We start from the raw sequence: 18652 nt of genomic DNA, 5'->3' as shown, positions 1-18652 counted from the left end.
GGCCGCCCGGCCCGCCCGCGGGGGGGGGCGGCGGGCGGGGGCCCCCCCCCCCCCCCCCCCCCGGCCCTGTTTCCTGTGCGGGGACCCGCGCGGCCGGGGCATGAGGGTGCCGGGACGGCCGACACCCCCCGGATCGCGATCGACGGGGGGTGCGGGTGGGGCGGGGTGGGTGCCGGACGGATCGTGTCCGGCACCCGGGAGCCGCTAGCGGGACGAGGTGGTGCGCCCGCGGCGGTACATCATCACTCCGCCGACGATCAGGGCGGCGCTGGCGGCCGACGCGGCGGCCAGGGCCTCACTGCCGGTCTCGGCGAGCTGGGGCAGCGTGCCCTCCTCGACCACCTCTTCCTCGGAGGTGGACGACGTCTCGGTGTCCGGAGTCGTGGAGTCCGGGGTCTCGTGGTCCGGCCTGGAGGGGACCTCCTTGACCGGAGGCGTCTTCTCCTCGTCCGTCGACGGAGTGTCGTGGTGGTGGTCGTGGTCGTGGCCGTAGCCGCCGCCGGACGACTCGTTCTCGCAGTCGTTGCCGTACGCCGTGTTGAACAACGCGCCGCCGTTGACGGAGTTGCCGCACACGTTGGTGGGCACGTCGACCGGCAGCTGCACGTTGTTCCCGGAGCCCACACCGGGAGAACCCTTCACGACCGCCGACGCGTCCGCGCCCGCGCCGCCGTCGTGGTGCTTCGGCTTGTGCGAGGTGTTCTTGCAGGAGTTGCCGATCGCCTTGTTGAGCGCCGCGAGTCCGTTGACCGTGTTGCCGCACAGGTTCACCGGCACGTGGACCGGCGCCTGCACGCTGTTTCCGGAGAGCACACCAGGGGAGTCCTTCGCCACGCCTGACGCGTCGGCGTCAGCCAGGGCGGGGCTGCCGTACAGGGACAGAATCCCGGTGGCGGCGGCCGCCGCGAACGCTCCCTTGCTCAGGGTCTGTCGCAATGTAGTTGTCCTCCTGCTTGAAGAATGGGGCAGCGGTGAAAGATCGCAGCGCCGCATGCTCTACTGCCTCATCAACCCGGCGCGGGAGGATTGGTTCCGCAGGTTCACCCGGTTGGCCCGCCGCGCGGGCCGTGTTCCGGGAGGCTTGTCAGCCCCGCCTGCGGGCCGCCTGTTCGACGGCTTCGGCGAGTTCGTCCACGGCCCCGTCCCCGGTGCGGTCGGCCAACGCCCGTGCGCGGTCGGCGAGTTCCCCGAAGCCGCGCGGGGCTCCCGGGATGCCGTCGCCTCCCGAGCGCAGGGCGTCGGCGAAGTAGGCGGCCACCGCGGTGACCTGGAAGCGGCTCGGGGCGTCGCGGAGAGAGTCGTGGAGGGCGTCGGTCTCGAGATCGCCGGACTCCTCGTGGGGGTCGCGGGTGTCGGGGTCGAGCCAGCGGACGGTGGCGGTGGCGAGGTGGCCCTCGGCGCCCGGCTCGGTGCGGACGGCGTACAGGGCGGTGACGGTGTGGCCGGGGCCGACCTCGCCGCCGTCGACCCGGTCGTCGCGGAAGTCCTCGTCGGCGACGCGGCGGTTGTCGTAGCCGATCAGGTGGAACTCCTCGACGGTCCCGGGGTCGAAGGCGACCTGGGCCTTGGCGTCTCGGGCGGTGAGGTCGATGTGGCGCGGGAGTTGCTCGCAGAAGACCTTGCGGGCCTCGCCGGGGTCGGACACGTAGACGGTGTGGCCGTCGCCCTTGTCGGCGAGGTTCTCCATGAGGGCGTCGCCGTAGTCGCTGCCCACGCCGACGCCGAAGAGGGTGATGCCGTGCTCGCGGCGTTCGCCGGAGATCCGCTCCAGGATGGCGTCCGCGTCGGTGTCGCCGGTGTTGGCGAGGGCGTCGGAGACGAGGACGACCCGGTTGGTGGCGCCCTCGCGCAGGCCTTCGACGGCCTGTTCGTAGCCGGTCTCGACGCCCGCGCCGAGGTTGGTGGAGTTCCGGGTCTCCAGCTCGGCGATGGCGTCGTGGATCTCGTCGCGGTTGCCGTCGAGGCGGGTCATGGGCAGGACGGTCTCGGCCTCGTCGCTGAAGGCGACGAGCGCGACCGAGTCGTCGTCGCGCAGCCGGTCCGTCATCACGGCGAGGGACTCCTGGGCGAGGTCCAGACGGCCCGGTTCGGCCATGGAGCCGGAGACGTCGATGACGAAGGTGAGTGCGGCGGGTGGGCGTTCGCCGGCGCGTTCCTCGGTGCGGGTGGCGAGGCCGACGCGGACCAGGGACCAGTCCTCGTCGTCGGTGCGGGCGCCGTCGACGGTGACCGAGAAGCCGTCGCCGTCCGGGCGTTCGTAGTCCTGGCGGAAGCTGTTGACGAACTCCTCGGGGCGGACCGTCGAGGGGTCGGGGAACCGGCCGTCGGCGAGGGAGCGGCGGGCGTAGTCGTAGGAGGCGGTGTCGACGTCGAGGGCGAAGGTGGAGAGGTGGCGCGGGTTCTCCCGGCGGTCGTCCTCCTGCTCGCTGAGGTCGTCGCCCCGGCTGGGCGCGCTGTAGCCGTCGCGGTCGGCCGCCTTGCTGCCCCCGCTGCTGTCGGCGCCTCCGCTGCACGCGGTGAGTAACAGTCCGCTCGCCGCCGTGAGCGCGAGCAACAGCTTTCGTGTCCGGTACCGCTCCATCGTCCGTGCCCCCTGGGTCCGTCGGTGTCGGCTTCTTGCGACTGTGACGGCGCGGAGGGTGGGAACGTGCGGTACGGGGCGTTGCGGAAGCGTCTCGAAGCGGCCACGGAGACCGCCCGTCGAGACCGGTGGGAGACCCTCCGTTGACCTAGGAGACCACGTCCTTGCGCGCGAAACCGCGGAAGGCCAGCGCGAACAGCACGAGCGCGTACGTTACGGAAATCGATGTGCCCTGGATCATGTCCGACCACTCCAGCTGCGGCCGGACGGCGTCGAGCCAGGCGTACTGCCAGTGCGCGGGCAGGAAGTGGCGCCAGTCGCCGAGGGCCGTCACCTCGTCGAGGACGCTGCCGATGATGGTCAGGAACACCGCGCCGCCGACCGCGCCGAGCGGTGCGTCGGTCCGGGTCGACAGATAGAACGCGAGGGCCGCGGTGACCAGTTGGGACACCATGATGTAGGCGACGACGATCAGGATGCGCTGGGCCGACGTGCCCGTGGACAGACTGCCGCCGGTGGGGAGTTCGAGCGGGCCCCAGCCGTAGGCCGCCGTGCCGACGGCGAGGGCGACGACCGGGAGCAGGACCATCGCCGCGAGGCTCAGGCTGAGTCCGACGGCGAGCTTGGACCACAGCAGCCGGGCCCGGGGCACCGGGGCCGCGAGCAGATAGCGCAGGGAGGACCAGCTGGCCTCCGAGGCGACCGTGTCGCCGCAGAACAGGGCGACGGGGATGACGAGCAGGAAGCCGGCGGCGGAGAAGAGGTTGACCGCGGCGAAGTTCGCCCCGGACGCGGTCGCCGTGTCCATGAGGTTCACCCGGTTGTTGTTGCCGCCCGGGTCGCCGCCGACCTGGAAGGCGATCAGCAGGATGATCGGCAGGGCGAACAGGACGCCGCCCATGACCATCGTGCGGCGCCGCTTCAGCTGCCGGACCAGCTCGACCCGGAAGGGCAGGGTGCGGCCCGCGCGGTAGCCGTCGGCGACCTCGACGGGCGGCTCGGCGAGCTTGCTCATGCTTCGGCTCCGATCAGGGTGAGGAAGGCGTCCTCCAGGCGGCGGTGCGGGCCGACCGACCGCACCGGCACGTCCAGCCGTACGAGTTCGGCGATCAGCCGCTGCGGGGAGCCGTCGGCGTCGAGCTGGACCAGGATTCCCTCGTCGGTGCGCACGGCCGAGACGACGCCCGGCAGCGCGGTGACCTTCTCCACGACGGGCTCGTCCACCGGCGTGGCCGTGCCCACCAGGAGGGTGTCGCCCGAGCCGACGATGTCCTCGACGGGGCCCGCCTGGACGAGCTGTCCGTGGTCCATCACGACCAGGTGGGTGCAGGTCTGTTCCACCTCGGCGAGGAGGTGGCTGGAGACGATGACCGTACGGCCGGCTGCGGCGTAGCGGATCATCACCTCGCGCATCTCGCGGATCTGGGGCGGGTCCAGGCCGTTGGTCGGTTCGTCGAGGATGAGCAGGTCCGGCAGGCCGAGCATGGCCTGGGCGATGGCGAGGCGCTGGCGCATGCCCTGGGAGTAGGTGCGCACCGCGCGAGCGAGCGCGTCGCCCAGGCCCGCGATCTCCAGGGCCTCCTCCATGTGCGCGTCCTCGGCGGGGCGGCCGGTGGCGCGCCAGTACAGCTCCAGGTTCTCGCGGCCGGACAGGTGCGGTAGGAAGCCCGCGCCCTCGACGAAGGCGCCGACCCGGGAGAGGACCGGGGCGCCCGCGCTGATGGCGTGGCCGAAGACGCGGATCTCGCCGCCGTCCGGCTTGATCAGGCCCATCAGCATGCGCAGGGTCGTCGTCTTGCCCGCTCCGTTGGGGCCGAGGAGGCCCAGCACCTGGCCCTTCTCCACACGGAAGGACAGGTCCTTGACGGCGTACCGCTCGGACGACTTCGCGTAGCGCTTGGTCAGGTCCGTGATCTGCAGCGGGACCTCGGCGAGCCCGGGCTCGGGCGGGGCGGGGGCCGCCGTGCGGCGGCGGCCGGTGATGATCAGGCCCAGGGCGATCACGGCGCCGGCGATCGGCATCCACCACACCCAGGCGGGCAGTCCGCCCTCGGTGTCACGCTGGCCGAGGGCCGACGGGACCTTCAGATCGCCCTTGAGGGAGACGGTGTACGTCGCCGGGGAGACCGGGGAGGCGTAGCCGAGGTCGGTGGAGGCGAGGACCAGGCGCAGCCGGTGGCCGTCGTCGATCTCGTGGTCGATCGCCGGGAGGGTGATCGTGACGTCCTTGCCTGCCTTGGCGTCCTCGATCCGGAGGGGCGTGACGAGCTGGGAGGGCAGGACCTGCTGGGAGCCGCCGCCCGGGCCGACGTCGTAGACCTTGGCGAAGAGCACGGCGTCGTCGCTGGTGGACTTCACATGGACGGTGGCCGTGGGCGAGCCGGTGATCTGGACGTCTTCGCCGAAGGGCTTCGACTCGAACGCGGCGAACTGGCCGGGGAAGTCCAGCGAGATGCCGATGCCGAGCGAGGAGAGCTGGCTGAGGCCGCCGGCGCCGCCGAGGCCGGGCAGGGCGGAGACGCCGGGCGGGCTGGCACCGGGCGGGTTGTCGAAGGTCTGCTCACGGCCGGCCAGGGCGATGGAGCGCTGCTTGGCCTCCAGGCCGGGGTAGCGGTCCGAGGTCACGCCGGTCAGACGGGGTTCGCCGTCGCCGGAGCCCATGCCGAGGGTCCGGGTGACGCGGAAGGCGGGGCCGGTGTCGGCGGCCTTGTCGTCCTTCAGATAGCGGTCGAACCAGGTCGTGACGCGGTCCTGGACACGGCCGGTCTCCATGTCGCCGCCGTCGTGGCCGCCCGCGATCCAGTCGACGTCGACGGGGGCGCCGTTGGCGCGGATGGCCTTCGCGGCCCGGTCGGCCTGGCCGAGCGGGAAGAGGGAGTCCGACTGGCCCTGCATCAGCAGGGTCGGCACGTCGATGTCCTTCCCCACGGCGGACGGCGAGCGCTCCTCCAGCAGCTTGCGCGCTTCGGCGTCGGGCTTGCCCGACTCGGCGACCCGCTCGTACATGCGGCACAGCGCGGGCTCGAACTTCTCGCAGCCGCCGCCGGAGTTGACGAAGATGCCGGCCCACAGCTTCTTGAACACGCCGTTCGGGAACAGCGCGTCGGCGAGGTTCCAGTACGTGATCGCCGGGGCGATGGCGTCGACGCGGTCGTCGTGGCCCGCCGTCAGCAGCGCGATGGCGCCGCCGTAGGAGCCGCCGGCCATGCCCACGCGGGGATCGCCCTGCTTGTCGAGCTCGACCTGGGGCTGCTTCGCCAGCCAGTCGATGAGCTTCGAGACGTCGGCGACCTCGCCCTTCGGGTCGTTCAGGCCGATCTTCCCGTTCGACTTGCCGAAGCCGCGCGCCGACCAGGTCAGCACCGCGTAGCCGTCTCTGGCGAGGCCCTCGGCCTGCTGCCGTACGTCCTTCTTGCTGCCGCCGAAGCCGTGGCCGAGCAGCACGGCGGGGCGGCGGCCGTCGCCGCCGGAGGTGAAGTACGAGGTGTCGATGCGCACGCCGTCGCCGGTGGCCAGGGTGCGGTCTTCGCGGTGGACCGGGGGCGTCTCGTCGTCCGCGACGGCCGTCCACGTGCCCGCGCCCGCGAGGACGACGACGGCGGCACCGGCGGCGAGGAGCCTTCGGGGTCGCCGAAGCAGCCCGTTCAGTCCGGGCAGTCGAAGATCCATGCGTCAACGGTACGGGGTGAACCTGTCGAACAGTTGTCGACCGGAGGCCGAAGTGAATGCCATTCCAGGGGTGTACACGGGGTTTTCGCGTACTGCGGGTGGTGTACGGGTGCGGGTGCGTTGTGGTTGTTCGCGCAGTTCCCCGCGCCCCTAGAAGACAGGCCCTCATGCCTCCGGTACTGACACCAGCCACCGTGTTTCCCTGCGGGGGCGGAGGTACAACGCCCAGTACAGGGTCGCTGTCGCTGTGATGCCGCCCGTCCACAGCAGGTACGTCGGGTCCTGCTGGATCAGGACGTAGACCAGGACCGCGAGATCAGTGGGAACAGGTCCGGGGGCGCCTGCGAGAACCGCAGGCGCCCCCGGAGAAAAAACCTCAGTGGTTGCGCGGGAAGCCCAGGTCCACGCCCGCCGGGGCGTCGGCCGGGTCCGGCCAGCGGGTGGTGACGACCTTGCCGCGGGTGTAGAAGTGCGTGCCGTCGTTGCCGTAGATGTGGTGGTCGCCGAAGAGCGAGTCCTTCCAGCCGCCGAAGGAGTGGTAGCCCACGGGGACCGGGATCGGGACGTTCACGCCGACCATGCCGGCCTCGACCTCCAGCTGGAAGCGGCGGGCCGCGCCGCCGTCCCGGGTGAAGATCGCGGTGCCGTTGCCGAACGGCGAGGCGTTGACGAGGTCCAGGGCCTCCTCGTAGGTCTCGGTGCGCAGCACGCACAGGACCGGGCCGAAGATCTCGTCCTGGTAGGCCTTCGCCGACGTGGGCACCTTGTCGAGCAGCGAGATGCCGATCCAGTGGCCGTCCTCGAAGCCGTCGACCGTGTAGCCGGTGCCGTCCAGGACCACTTCGGCGCCCTCGGCCGCCGCGCCCTCGACGTACGACGCCACCTTGTCGCGGTGGACCTTGGTGATGAGCGGGCCCATCTCGGAGGTCGGGTCGTCGCCGGGGCCGATCTTGATCTTCTCGGCGCGCTCGCGGATCTTCTGCACCAGTTCGTCGGCGATCGAGCCGACCGCGACGACGGCGGAGATGGCCATGCAGCGCTCGCCCGCCGAGCCGTAGGCGGCCGACACGGCGGCGTCGGCCGCCGCGTCCAGGTCGGCGTCCGGGAGGACCAGCATGTGGTTCTTGGCGCCGCCCAGGGCCTGGACGCGCTTGCCGTTCGCGGAAGCCGTGGTGTGGATGTAGCGGGCGATCGGGGTCGAGCCCACGAAGGAGACGGCCTTGACGTCGGGGTGCTCCAGCAGGCGGTCGACGGCCACCTTGTCGCCGTGCACGACGTTGAACACGCCGTCCGGCAGCCCGGCTTCCGCCAGCAGCTCGGCGATCTTGAGGGACGCCGACGGGTCCTTCTCGGACGGCTTCAGCACGAAGGTGTTGCCGCAGGCGATGGCGATGGGGAACATCCACATCGGCACCATCGCCGGGAAGTTGAACGGCGTGATGCCCGCTACGACGCCGAGCGGCTGGCGGATCGAGGAGACGTCCACGCGGCTCGCGACCTGCGTGGACAGCTCGCCCTTCAGCTGGACGCTGATGCCGCAGGCCAGGTCGACGATCTCCAGGCCGCGGGCGACCTCGCCGAGCGCGTCACTGTGCACCTTGCCGTGCTCGGCGGTGATCAGCTCGGCGATGGCGTCCCGGTTGGCGTCCAGCAGCGCCCGGAACTTGAAGAGGATCGAGGTCCGCTGCGCCAGCGAGGACTGGCCCCAGGTGGCGTAGGCCTCCTTGGCGGCGGCGACCGCCGCGTCCACCTCGTCCACCGAGGCGAACGCGACCTTCGTCGTCACCGCGCCGGTCGCCGGGTCGGTCACCGGCCCGTGCGTGCCCGAGGCGCCTTCGACGGTCTTGCCGCCGATCCAGTGGTTGACGATCTTCGTCATGGCCGGGAACTCCTTCACAGATGGCGGCGTCGGGTGGAGACGTGCCGTTCGTACAGCTCACGTGCCTTGACCGCGGACGGTCGTGTCGCGGTCTCGGCCACAGGTACATCCCACCAGGCCTGGGCGGGAGGCGCGCCCGACACTGTGTCTGCCGTTTGGGTCTCGACGTAGACACATGTGGGAGTGTCGGCGGCCCGGGCCTCCGCGAGGGACTCGCGCAGGTCCCGTACGGTCTTCGCGCGCAGGACGCGCATGCCGAGGCTGGCCGCGTTGGCGGCGAGGTCCACCGGCAGCGGGGACCCGGTGTACGCGCCGTCCTCGGAGGGGTAGCGGTACGCGGTGCCGAAGCGCTCGCCGCCGACCGACTCGGACAGGCCGCCGATGGACGCGTAGCCGTGGTTCTGGATGATCAGGACCTTGATCGCGATGCCCTCCTGCACGGCCGTGACGATCTCGGTCGGCATCATCAGATACGTGCCGTCGCCGACCAGCGCCCACACGGGCCGGTCGGGGGCGGCCAGCTTCACGCCGATCGCGGCCGGGATCTCATAGCCCATGCAGGAGTAGCCGTACTCCAGGTGGTACTGGTCCCGCGAGCGCGTCCGCCACAGTTTGTGCAGGTCGCCGGGGAGGGAACCGGCGGCGTTGATGAGGATGTCCGACTCGTCGGCGAGTTCGTCGAGGGCGCCGAGGACCTGCGGCTGGGTGGGGCGGGTGTCCGGTTCGTCCACCTCGTAGCAGGCGTCGACGCGCTGCTCCCAGCGTTCCTTGTCCTCGGTGTACTCGGTGGCGTAGGAGTCGGCGACGCGGTGGGCGTGCGGGCGGAGGGCGTCGGTGAGTTCCGTCAGGCCGCTGCGGGCGTCGGCGACGAGGGGCTGCCCGGCGAGCTTGTGGCCGTCGAAGGGGGCGATGTTGAGGTTCAGGAAGCGGACGTCCGGGTTCGAGAAGAGCGTGCCGGAGGCCGTCGTGAAGTCGGTGTAGCGGGTGCCGACGCCTATCACCAGGTCGGCGGTGCGGGCGAGTTCGTCGGCCGTGGCCGTGCCGGTGTGGCCGATGCCGCCGACGTCCTGGGGGTGGTCGTGGCGCAGGGAGCCCTTGCCGGCCTGGGTGGAGGCGACCGGGATGCCGGTGGTCCCGGCGAACTCGGCGAGTGCCGCCTCGGCGCGGCTGTGGTGGACGCCGCCGCCCGCGACGACCAGGGGCCTTTTCGCCGCGCGGATGATCCGTACCGCCTCGGCGAGTTCCGTCGGGTCGGCGCCGGGACGCCGTACGGTCCAGACGCGCTCGGCGAAGAACTCCTCCGGCCAGTCGTAGGCCTCGGCCTGGACGTCCTGGGGCAGGGCGAGGGTGACGGCGCCGGTCTCGACGGGGTCGGTGAGGACGCGTATCGCGTTCAGGGCGGAGGGGATCAGGGCCTCCGGCCGGGTGATGCGGTCGAAGTACTTCGACACCGGGCGCAGGCAGTCGTTGACCGACACGTCGCCCGCGTAAGGCACTTCGAGCTGCTGCAGGACCGGGTCGGCGGGGCGGGTCGCGAACACGTCGCCGGGCAGGAGCAGCACCGGCAGGTGGTTGATGGTCGCGAGGGCGGCGCCGGTGACGAGGTTGGTGGCGCCCGGGCCGATGGACGTCGTCACCGCGTGCGTGGACAGGCGGTTGGACTGCCGGGCGTAGCCGACCGCGGCGTGCACCATGGCCTGTTCGTTGCGGCCCTGGTGGTACGGCATCGCCTCGGGGTACTCCAGGAGCGCCTGGCCGATCCCGGCGACGTTGCCGTGGCCGAAGATGCCCCAGGTGGCGCCGATGAGCCGCTGCCGTACGCCGTCACGTTCGGTGTACTGGGCGGACAGGAAGCGCACGAGCGCCTGTGCGACCGTCAGCCTCGTGGTCATCGGCGTGCCTCCCGCCTGGTGCGACTCGTGGTGTGGGGGACCTCCGGCGCGGGGCCGTAGCGGGCGGGGAGTTGTCGCTCGCTCTTCGCTCCTGCCAAAGCAAAGCGGCCTCCCGCGCCGGAGGCGATCTGGGCCCGGGCGTGCGCGCACATGCTCTCCCCGCCCGGGAGGGGGAGAGTCGCCTTGAGGACGTACGGCTCACCGGTCATCGAGCGGCCCTCACAGCAGTCCGACGGCGGTGTCCACGGCGGCGGCCACATCGCCGTCCGCCGGGTACAGCAGCGAACGGCCGACCACCAGCCCGCGCACGGTGGGCAGTTGGAGGGCGCCGCGCCACTTCTCGTACGCCCCGTCCTGATCGTCGCCCACCTCCCCGCCGAGCAGTACGGCGGGCAGCGTGGAGGCCGCCATGACCTCGGCCATGTCGTCGGGGTTCGCGGTGACCGGCACCTTCAGCCAGGTGTAGGCCGAACTGCCGCCCAGGCCCGAGGCGATGGCGATCGACTTGGTGACGGCCTCGGCGGAGAGGTCGTTGCGCAGCCGGCCCGTCTCGTCGCGGCGGGAGATGAACGGCTCGACGAAGACGGGGAGCCGCCGGGCGGCCATGGCGTCGACGGCCCGGGCGGTGGACTCCAGGGTGGTGAGGGAGCCCGGGTCGTCGTAGTCGATGCGCAGGAGCAGCTTGCCCGCGTCGAAGCCGAGGCGCTCGATGTCCTCGGGGCGGTGGCCGGTGAAGCGGTCGTCGAGTTCGAAGCGCGCGCCCTGGAGGCCGCCGCGGTTCATCGAGCCCAGGACGACCTTGCCGTCGAGGGCGCCGAGGAGCAGCAGGTCGTCGAGGATGTCGGCGGTGGCGAGGACGCCGTCCACGCCGGGGCGGGACAGGGCCAGGCAGAGGCGTTCGAGGAGGTCGGCGCGGTTGGCCATGGCCATGCTGCGGCCGCCGACGCCGAGGGCGCCGCGGGCCGGGTGGTCGGCGGCGACGATCATCAGCCGGCCGTTGTCGTTCAGCAGGGGCCTGCGGGGGCGGCGGGCGGCGGCCTCGGCGATGGCCTCCGGGCGGTGGCTGCGCAGGCGGACGAGTTCGGAGACGTCGACGGTCACTTGACGGCCCCCGCGGTGACGGCCGCCTCGATCTCGGCCGGGGTGGGCATCGCGGAGGAGCACTCCAGGCGGGAGGCGACGATGGCACCGGCGGCGTTGGCGTGCCGCATGGTCTTCTCCAGATCCCAGCCGGCCAGCAGGCCGTGGACCAGGGAGCCGCCGAAGGCGTCGCCCGCGCCCAGGCCGTTGAGGACGTTCACGGGCAGCGGCGGGACCTCGGCGCTCTCGCCCTCGCGGTTGACCGCCAGGACGCCCTTGGGGCCCTGCTTGACGACGGCCAGTTCGACGCCCGCGTCGAGGAGGGCGCGGGCGGCGGCGTGGGGTTCGCGCACGCCGGTGGCGACCTCCACCTCGTCGAGGTTGCCGACCGCGACGGTGGTGTGGCGCAGGGCCTCCGCGTAGAACGGGCGGGCCGCGTCGGGGTCCTGCCAGAACATCGGGCGCCAGTCGAGGTCGAAGACCGTCGTGCCGGACTTGGCGCGGTGGGCGAGGGCCGCGAGGGTCGCCGTGCGGCTCGGTTCCTCGCTCAGGCCGGTGCCCGTGACCCAGAAGACGCGGGCGTCGCGGAGGGCGTCGAGGTCGAGGTCGTGGGCGTCGATCTCCAGGTCGGGGGCCTTGGGCCGGCGGTAGAAGTACAGCGGGAAGTCGTCCGGCGGGAAGACCTCGCAGAAGGTGACCGGGGTGGGCAGACCGGGGACCGGGGTGACCCAGCGGTCGTCCACGCCGAAGTCCTTCAGGGCCTCGTGGAGGTAGGTGCCGAAGGGGTCGTCACCGGTGCGTGTGATCACCGCGGTCCGCCGTCCCAGACGGGCCGCGGCGACCGCGACGTTCGTCGCCGAGCCGCCGAGGAACTTGCCGAAGGACGTGACCTGCGGCAGCGGGACGCCCGTCTGGAGCGGATACAGATCCACTCCGATCCGCCCCATGGTGATCAGGTCGTACGCCATCGGATACCCCTCGGTGTCGGCTCTCCCCGGTGTTGTAGCCCCCTTCGCGAAGCCCTGTCAATGTTTTGTCCGGACATTCGGACCAGATCATGACAGCGCTTTCCGCGTGTCCTGGTCCGGGTCCCCCCGTTCCGTGGGGTTCAGGCCTCGGTGCCGGTCCGCCTCTCCAGACGGCTGCCGCGCGGCAGGGTGACGGACATGATGTCGCTGGGGGCGTCCAGGGCGATGCGGTGCCAGCGGCCTCGCGGAACGATGACCGCGGTGCCCGCCGTCAGCTTGATCTCGTCCGCGAGGCCCTCGGCGTCCACGGAGTTCTCGGCGTCCTCCGGCCGTTCGGGGCGGAGGTAGAGGCGTATTCCGCCGGTGAGACAGGAGACGACCTCGTCCGCGGCGGTGTGGATCTCCCAGTGGTCGCCGTGGACATCGGCGTCGGTCTCCACGTGGAAGGTCATCAGCTGCCAGCCCTCCCGCCCGGGGTCGAACACGGGCCGCTCGGCGCTCACCCGGCCGTCGTCGTCGAGGTGGAGGAAGCAGCCGAAGAGATCGATCGGGGTGACGGTCATGTCAGGGATGTCCTTTCACTCGGTTCGCTCGGTTCGGGGGTCATTCGGTTCATTCGGTTCACTCGGCCAGGGCGCGGCGCAGGGACGCGGTGAGTTCGGCGATCTGCCGCTGGGAGATGTCGGCGGAGATGATCGCCTGGGAGCCGTGGAAGGTGCCGGGCCACTGGTGCAGCTCGACCGGGACGCCCGCCCGGAGCAGGCGCAGGGCGTACTCGATGCCCTCGTCCCGGGCAGGGCACAGCTCCGCGGTCGCGAGGTAGGCGGGCGGCAGGCCCGACAGGTCGGTGGCCCGCGCCGGGGCGGCGTACGGCGTGGCGGGCCGGGAGCCCAGGTAGTGCCGCCATGCCGCGGCGGTCTTGTCGCGGTTCATCCAGGGCGTGTCGGTGAAGTTCCGCTGCGACCAGGTCTCCTGCCGGTCGTCGAGCCCCGGCTGGTTGAGCAGTTGGAAGCGGATCCGCGGCCCCTGCTCGTCCCGGGCCCGCAGGGCGAGCGCGGCCGCGAGGTTCCCGCCGGCGCTGTGCCCTCCGACCGCGATCCGCTCCGGGTCGACGCCGAGTTCGGACGCGTGCTCCGCCGTCCAGGTCAGCACGGCGTACGCGTCGTCGAGGGCGGCCGGGTACGGGTCCTCGGGGGCCAGGCGGTACCCCACCGAGACGACCACCGCCCCCGAGCTCTCGGCGATCCGGGCGGCCCACGGATGCTCGGTGTCCACATCGCCCATCACGAATCCGCCGCCGTGCATCCAGACGAGGGCGCCCTGCGCCTGCTGCGGACGGTAGACACGGACGGGCACGTCCGGGTCGGCCGGAACCACACGGTCCTCGACCTCCATACCGGAGGTGTCGGGCGCCGGCACCGCGGTGGCCAGTTCGGCGAAGCTCTTGCGCTCGACGACCGGGTCGGTCAGATCGGCGCGGGGGAACAACGGGATGAATGCCTCGAGTTCAGGGTCCATACCGGTCATCCTGACCGTCCACCGGCCCCCGGAGCATCCGCCAACTGTCGCTCATACAGCCCTCGTTGTGCGCCGATCGGCGCCTATCCTCGGCCCATGGAGGCACTGGCCGTACGACTGTCACAGCTGGACACGCAGGTCGAGGGCGCGATACGCGTCGTCATGTTCTACGACACCCTGATGCGCCGCCGCGTGGACCTCCCGGCGCTGGCCCGGGCCTCGGCGGGCCTGGCCGAGTGCGTGGCCGGGATCCGGCTGCACGGCACGGGGCGGGCCGTCCGCGTCGCGCCCGACGGCCGGGAGGTCTCCGCCTCGTCGGCACCGGCTTCCACCGCGCTTCCGATCACCCTCGACGAGGAGGAGATCGGCACGGTGTGGCTGGAGCGGCCCGGCACTCCCCTGCCGCTCGACGACGTCCTGCTGGACCGGCTCGCCCTCGCCGCCGCCGCGGTCGTGGAGCGCTACGGGCCCGCCCGCACCACCATGGCCGACCCCGCCCTCGTCGAACTGGCCGTCAGCTCCGACTGCGACGAGGCGGGCAGAGCCCGGGCGTTACGGCTCCTGGGCTTCGCGGCCGACCTGCCGGTCCGTGTCGTCGCCGTACGGTCGCGGCTCCCGCTCGACCGGATCGGCGCCCTGCTCTGCCCGTCCCGCCCGGTGAAGGCGGCGCCGGTCGGCGACGTGGGCGTCGTCCTGGCCACCACCGTGGACCGGGCCCGGTTCCCGGCCGAAGTCCGCGCGGGCATCGGCACCGCCGACAGCCCCGACCGGTCCTGGCAACAGGCCCGCACCGCCCTGCGCTTCACCACGCCGCGCCGCCCGGTCGTCGACCACGACAGCCTGGGGGCCCTTGCCCTACTCGCCCAAGTACCCCCGGACGTCCTGCGGGACAACGCCGACGTGGCCGCGATCGCCCGAGTCGCCGACGCCCCGGAGGACCTGGAGACCCTGGACGCCTACTGCGCCACCGGCTCCCTGCGCCGGGCCGCCGATCTGCTCCACCTGCACCACAGCAGCGTCGCCCGCAGGCTCGAACAGATCGGGAAGACCCTGGGCATCGAACTCACCGAACCAGCGGGCCTGTTGCGGGCCGGTGTCGCCCTCACGACTTGGCGGCTGCTCGACGACTGAGGCACCGCGGACGAGGCGATGCCCCGGTGCCGCGTCAAGGCACCCCGCCGACGATCCGGCGCGCGCCTTTGCCCCGGCTGTGTCACAAACACCCCCGTCCTGTCACACATGTCGCACGTCCACACGTCTTCCGTCACACCCGGCCCACAGGCCCTGCCCCATGTCACCGAGCGTCGTTGACCGGCCACAGGCTTGTTGATCGCCAGCGCAGCACCCGGCTCCCCCGGACGGCCGTCCCCGGCCCCCGCCGTGGTGCGCGCGGGGAGGTGCATGTCATGACCGACCGAAAGCTCTGGTCCTACAAGGAGATCGCGGCACACATCAAGGTGCAGCCGGACACCGTGCGGTCCTACCGCAAGCACGGTCTGCTGCCGCCGCCCGACCATGTCGAGAGCGGCAAGCCCTACTGGTACGCCGACACGGTCCGGGCCTGGGTCGCCTCCAGGCCCGGCAACCGGGGGCGAAGAGACGACTGACCTCCCGCGCCGGCCTGCGGGGGCGTCAGCTCCACGGCTCGATGACCGTGGCCCCCGCTCCCGGCGCCGTCCCCATCGCCGCCAGCGCGGCCGGGACCTCGTCCAGCGTGATCGTGGACGTCACCAGCAGATCGGGGCGCAGCACACCGCTGCGGACCAGCTCCAGCATGGGCGGGTAGCTGTGCGCCGCCATGCCGTGGCTGCCGAGGAGTTCGAGCTCCAGGGCGATGGCGCGGGCCATCGGGACGGGTGTCGTGCCGGTCGGCGAGGGCAGCAGACCGACCTGGACGTGCCGGCCGCGGCGGCGCAGGCCGTTGACGGAGGCGGCGCAGGTGGCGGGTGAGCCGAGGGCGTCGAGCGAGAGGTGGGCGCCGCCGCCGGTCAGGTCGCGGACCGCCGCCGCGGTGTCCGGCACGGCGGTCGCGTCCAGGCACTGCGCGGCTCCGAACTTCCTCGCCAGGTCCAGTGCCTGAGCCGATACGTCGACGGCCACGACCCGCGCTCCCGACGCCGCCGCGATCATCACCGCCGAGAGCCCGACCCCTCCGCAGCCGTGCACCGCGACCCACTCCCCCGCAGCGACCCTGCCCTGCCGCACCACCGCCCGGTAGGCCGTGGCGAACCGGCAGCCGAGGGAGGCGGCCGTCGCGAAGGACATGTCCCCGGGGAGCGCCACGAGGTTCACGTCGGCGTGGTCCAGCGCCACGTACTGGGCGAAGGAGCCCCAGTGCGTGAAGCCGGGCTGGGTCTGGCGCTCGCACACCTGGTGGTCGCCCGCCACGCAGGACGGGCAGGTGCCGCAGGCGCAGATGAACGGCACGGTGACCCGGTCGCCGGGCCGCCAGCCGGTCACCCGGGCTCCCACCGCCTCGACGACACCGGCGAGTTCGTGCCCGGGCACGTGCGGCAGTGCGATGTCCGGGTCGTGGCCCTGCCAGCCGTGCCAGTCGCTCCGGCACAGGCCGGTGGCCTCGACCCGCACGACGACGCCGTGCTCCACGGGCTCCGGATCGGCGACCTCCCGCACTTCGGCCGTCTCCCCGTACCGCTCGAACACCACGGCCCGCATGATCCACCCGCCTTTCGTTCACGCCCGGTTCGCGCAGGTCCGGTTCGCGCCTGTCCGGGATCCCGAGATGCTCCTACCTTCCCGGGCGATCAGGCATGCGACGCTCCGACCTTGTCTCTGGCCTCTTCGGTCTCCTTCCCCTTCGCCGGCCCCGGTTCGCCCTCGCTCAGGCCGAAGCGCTCGTGGAAGCGACGCAGCGGGCCCGGGGCCCACCAGGTGGCGCGGCCCGTGAGGCGCATGACCGCGGGGACCAGGAGGCTGCGGACGATCATCGCGTCCATCAGGACCGCCAGCGCGATGCCCAGGCCGAGCATCTTGGTGTTGGTCACCCGGGACGTGCCGATCGCGACCATGACCACGGCCAGGATGACCGCCGCCGCGGTGATCAGCCCGCCCGTGCGCTGCAGGCCGTGCCGGACGGCCTGGTCGTGGTCGCCGGTGTGGTCGTACTCCTCCTTGATGCGGGAGAGCAGGAACACCCCGTAGTCCATGGACAGGCCGAAGGCCACACAGAACATCAGGACCGGCAGGGTCGTCTCGATGGAGCCGGGGCTGGTGAAGCCGAGCAGGCCGGACAGATGGCCGTCCTGGAAGACCCAGACGACCGCGCCGAACATGGCCGTCAGACTGAGCGCGTTGAGCACGACCGCCTGGATCGGTATCAGCACGCTGCCCGTGAGGACGAAGACCAGGAGCAGGGTGACGATGGTGATGAAGACGGCGGCGAGCGGCAGGCGCTCCCCTATGGCGTCCTTGGAGTCGACCAGGACGGCCGCCATGCCGGTCACCTCGGTGTCGAAGGGCGCCCGGAGCTCGCGCAGTTCACCGACGAGGCGCTGGGCCGGATCGTCGACGGCCTCACCCTTCGGCAGCACCGTGAAGTACGCGGAGTCGCCCTTCACCAGCGGCCCGTCGACCCGCTGCACATCGGGCAGATCGGCGATCCGCTCCTTGTAGGCGCCGTACTGCGCCTCGGTCGCGCGGCCCTGGGCGAGCACTTCGAGGCCGCCGTCGGGGCTGCCGGGGAAGCCGTCCCGGATGTGCTGCTGCACGACATGGGACTCGGAGGTCGAGGGCAGCTGGCGGTCGTCGGCGGTGCCGAACTTCACGCCCAGGAAGGGCAGGCCGAGCAGGACGAGCACGGCTGTGGTGCCCAGGGCGAAGAGGGGGGCGCGGCGCATCACGAGCGTCGCCGTACGCGCCCATGTTCTGCCCTCTTCCCCGGCGGGCTTGGGCCGGTGTCCGCGCCGGAACACGCGGCGCAGATCCCAGGCGTTGACCCGGTGCCCGAGCAGCATGAGCGCCGCCGGGAGCAGGATCAGCGCGGCCGCCGCGGCCAGCAGCACCACGGCGATCCCGGCGTAGGCGAAGGACCGCAGGAAGTACTGCGGGAAGACCAGCATCGCGGCCAGGGACACCGCGACCGTGAGGGCGGAGAACAGCACCGTGCGGCCGGCGGTGCGCAGGGTGGTGCCGATCGCCGTCAGGGGCTCGGCGCCCGTGGACAGTTCCTCGCGGTAGCGGCGGACGATGAACAGCGCGTAGTCGACGGCGAGGCCGAGACCGAGGGCCGTGGTGAGGTTGATCGCGAACACGGACACGTCGGTGAGCTCGGTGAGGCCGCGCAGGATCGCGTTGGTGCCGAGGATGGCGACGATGCCGATGCCGAGCGGCAGCAGGGCCGCGACCGCGCTGCCGAAGACCATCACCAGCAGCACGAGCGTCACCGGCAGGGCGATGAGCTCGGCCCGGGTCAGGTCCTCCTGGATGACCGTCTGCATCTCGTGCCGCACGGCGACCGGGCCGCCGACGGTGACCTCCACCGGGCCGTGCGCCCCGCGGAAGTGGGGCGCGATGCGCTCCAGGGTCTCGGCGGCGGTCTTCTCGTCGCCGGTGATGCGGGCGGCTATCAGCGCCTCGTGGCCGTCCTCGGCGCGCAGGGCCGGGGTGCCGGACTGCCAGTAGGAGCCGATGCCGGTGACGCCCCGCTCGCTCGCCAGCCGGCCGGCGAGACGCTCGGCCTGTGCGGCGACGGCCGGATCGTCGACCGAGGCGTCGCCCGCGTCGACCAGGAGCAGCAAGTTGGGCTGGGAGCCGGGGAACTCGCGCTCCAGGGCCTTGGTCGCACGGGTGGACTCGGCGGCCGGATCCTCCCAGCCGCCGGCGCCGAGCCGGTCGGCGACGCCGCTGCCGGCCAGCACCGCGAGCGCGGTGATCACCAGTGCCACCAGCAGGGACAGTCTGGGCCTCGCGGTGACGAAGCGGGTCCAGCCGCCGACGCGTGGTGGTGTGTTGACTTCGGTCATCGTGCGGTGTCCCCTTCACCGTGACCCGTGTCCAGGCGCAGCCTGACAGCGCGGGCTGCCATAGACTGGCAAACACGAGAGTT

Annotated in this window: 14 protein-coding genes and 2 pseudogenes; 2 read left to right on the top strand and 14 right to left on the bottom strand. The window is 72.1% G+C overall.

The window, feature by feature from the left end:
- Positions 1–204: 204 nt before the first annotated feature.
- The 12 genes and pseudogenes from ACFT4A_RS25335 to ACFT4A_RS25280 form a co-directional block, all read right to left on the bottom strand.
- Complete coding sequence (locus ACFT4A_RS25335; protein WP_382833768.1) at positions 205–936, bottom strand: chaplin; 732 nt, start codon at positions 934–936, stop codon at positions 205–207.
- A 148-nt stretch (positions 937–1084) separates the two neighbouring features.
- Positions 1085–2581 carry a von Willebrand factor type A domain-containing protein gene (locus ACFT4A_RS25330; protein WP_382833765.1) on the bottom strand — a complete coding sequence of 499 codons (1497 nt, stop codon included), beginning with the start codon at positions 2579–2581 and terminating at the stop codon, positions 1085–1087.
- Positions 2582–2729: 148 nt separating this feature from the next.
- Positions 2730–3596, bottom strand: a complete 867-nt coding sequence (locus ACFT4A_RS25325; protein WP_382833762.1) for an ABC transporter permease — start codon at positions 3594–3596, stop codon at positions 2730–2732.
- Entirely contained in the window at positions 3593–6250 is a 2658-nt protein-coding gene (locus ACFT4A_RS25320) for a CocE/NonD family hydrolase (RefSeq protein WP_382833759.1), read from the bottom strand. The genes ACFT4A_RS25325 and ACFT4A_RS25320 overlap by 4 nt, the downstream gene beginning before the upstream one ends.
- A 165-nt stretch (positions 6251–6415) precedes the next feature.
- Positions 6416–6565: pseudogene (locus tag ACFT4A_RS25315) on the bottom strand (amino acid permease); the annotation flags it as partial.
- A gap of 61 nt (positions 6566–6626) precedes the next feature.
- A complete protein-coding gene (mmsA, locus tag ACFT4A_RS25310; RefSeq protein WP_382833756.1) occupies positions 6627–8129 on the bottom strand; it encodes a CoA-acylating methylmalonate-semialdehyde dehydrogenase in 1503 nt (500 codons plus the stop codon).
- 14 nt (positions 8130–8143) lie between these two features.
- Positions 8144–10021, bottom strand: coding sequence for a 3D-(3,5/4)-trihydroxycyclohexane-1,2-dione acylhydrolase (decyclizing) (gene iolD / locus ACFT4A_RS25305; protein WP_382833753.1), 1878 nt, complete (start codon positions 10019–10021; stop codon positions 8144–8146).
- Between the two features lie 35 nt (positions 10022–10056).
- Positions 10057–10161, bottom strand: a pseudogene (locus ACFT4A_RS25300) (5-deoxy-glucuronate isomerase); the annotation flags it as partial.
- A gap of 79 nt (positions 10162–10240) precedes the next feature.
- On the bottom strand, positions 10241–11122 hold the full coding sequence (locus tag ACFT4A_RS25295; protein WP_215121275.1) for a deoxyribose-phosphate aldolase: 882 nt from the start codon (positions 11120–11122) through the stop codon (positions 10241–10243).
- Positions 11119–12069 carry a 5-dehydro-2-deoxygluconokinase gene (gene iolC / locus ACFT4A_RS25290; RefSeq protein WP_382833749.1) on the bottom strand — a complete coding sequence of 317 codons (951 nt, stop codon included), beginning with the start codon at positions 12067–12069 and terminating at the stop codon, positions 11119–11121. Before iolC ends, ACFT4A_RS25295 begins: the two co-directional genes overlap by 4 nt.
- A 140-nt stretch (positions 12070–12209) precedes the next feature.
- Complete coding sequence (locus ACFT4A_RS25285; protein ID WP_382833746.1) at positions 12210–12632, bottom strand: cupin; 423 nt, start codon at positions 12630–12632, stop codon at positions 12210–12212.
- Between the two features lie 58 nt (positions 12633–12690).
- A complete protein-coding gene (locus tag ACFT4A_RS25280) occupies positions 12691–13587 on the bottom strand; it encodes an alpha/beta hydrolase (RefSeq protein ID WP_382833743.1) in 897 nt (298 codons plus the stop codon).
- A gap of 96 nt (positions 13588–13683) precedes the next feature.
- On the opposite strand from ACFT4A_RS25280, the gene ACFT4A_RS25275 reads away from it, so the two are divergent.
- Positions 13684–14718 (top strand): PucR family transcriptional regulator, encoded by a 1035-nt coding sequence (locus tag ACFT4A_RS25275; protein ID WP_382833740.1) that lies wholly within the window; start codon positions 13684–13686, stop codon positions 14716–14718.
- A 275-nt stretch (positions 14719–14993) separates the two neighbouring features.
- Positions 14994–15194 (top strand): AlpA family transcriptional regulator, encoded by a 201-nt coding sequence (locus tag ACFT4A_RS25270; protein ID WP_215121270.1) that lies wholly within the window; start codon positions 14994–14996, stop codon positions 15192–15194.
- Between the two features lie 25 nt (positions 15195–15219).
- On the opposite strand, the gene ACFT4A_RS25265 is transcribed toward ACFT4A_RS25270, so the two are convergent.
- Entirely contained in the window at positions 15220–16263 is a 1044-nt protein-coding gene (locus ACFT4A_RS25265) for a zinc-dependent alcohol dehydrogenase family protein (protein ID WP_382833737.1), read from the bottom strand.
- Positions 16264–16352: 89 nt separating this feature from the next.
- Entirely contained in the window at positions 16353–18569 is a 2217-nt protein-coding gene (locus tag ACFT4A_RS25260) for an MMPL family transporter (protein WP_382833734.1), read from the bottom strand.
- Positions 18570–18652 lie beyond the last annotated feature (83 nt).

It is taken from the genome of Streptomyces sp. NPDC057099 (assembly GCF_042671245.1).
Taxonomy (GTDB): Bacteria; Actinomycetota; Actinomycetes; order Streptomycetales; family Streptomycetaceae; genus Streptomyces; species Streptomyces purpurascens.
This window is presented reverse-complemented; position numbering and strand designations above follow the sequence as displayed.

Excerpts from the sequence above, each read along its gene's own strand:
- ACFT4A_RS25330 (WP_382833765.1), bottom strand. The coding sequence starts at position 2,581 with ATGGAGCGGTACCGGACACGAAAGCTGTTGCTCGCGCTCACGGCGGCG.
- ACFT4A_RS25325 (WP_382833762.1), bottom strand. The coding sequence starts at position 3,596 with ATGAGCAAGCTCGCCGAGCCGCCCGTCGAGGTCGCCGACGGCTACCGC.
- ACFT4A_RS25320 (WP_382833759.1), bottom strand. The coding sequence starts at position 6,250 with ATGGATCTTCGACTGCCCGGACTGAACGGGCTGCTTCGGCGACCCCGA.
- mmsA (WP_382833756.1), bottom strand. The coding sequence starts at position 8,129 with ATGACGAAGATCGTCAACCACTGGATCGGCGGCAAGACCGTCGAAGGC.
- iolD (WP_382833753.1), bottom strand. The coding sequence starts at position 10,021 with ATGACCACGAGGCTGACGGTCGCACAGGCGCTCGTGCGCTTCCTGTCC.
- iolC (WP_382833749.1), bottom strand. The coding sequence starts at position 12,069 with ATGGCGTACGACCTGATCACCATGGGGCGGATCGGAGTGGATCTGTAT.
- ACFT4A_RS25285 (WP_382833746.1), bottom strand. The coding sequence starts at position 12,632 with ATGACCGTCACCCCGATCGATCTCTTCGGCTGCTTCCTCCACCTCGAC.
- ACFT4A_RS25280 (WP_382833743.1), bottom strand. The coding sequence starts at position 13,587 with ATGGACCCTGAACTCGAGGCATTCATCCCGTTGTTCCCCCGCGCCGAT.
- ACFT4A_RS25275 (WP_382833740.1), top strand. The coding sequence starts at position 13,684 with ATGGAGGCACTGGCCGTACGACTGTCACAGCTGGACACGCAGGTCGAG.
- ACFT4A_RS25270 (WP_215121270.1), top strand. The coding sequence starts at position 14,994 with ATGACCGACCGAAAGCTCTGGTCCTACAAGGAGATCGCGGCACACATC.
- ACFT4A_RS25265 (WP_382833737.1), bottom strand. The coding sequence starts at position 16,263 with ATGCGGGCCGTGGTGTTCGAGCGGTACGGGGAGACGGCCGAAGTGCGG.
- ACFT4A_RS25260 (WP_382833734.1), bottom strand. The coding sequence starts at position 18,569 with ATGACCGAAGTCAACACACCACCACGCGTCGGCGGCTGGACCCGCTTC.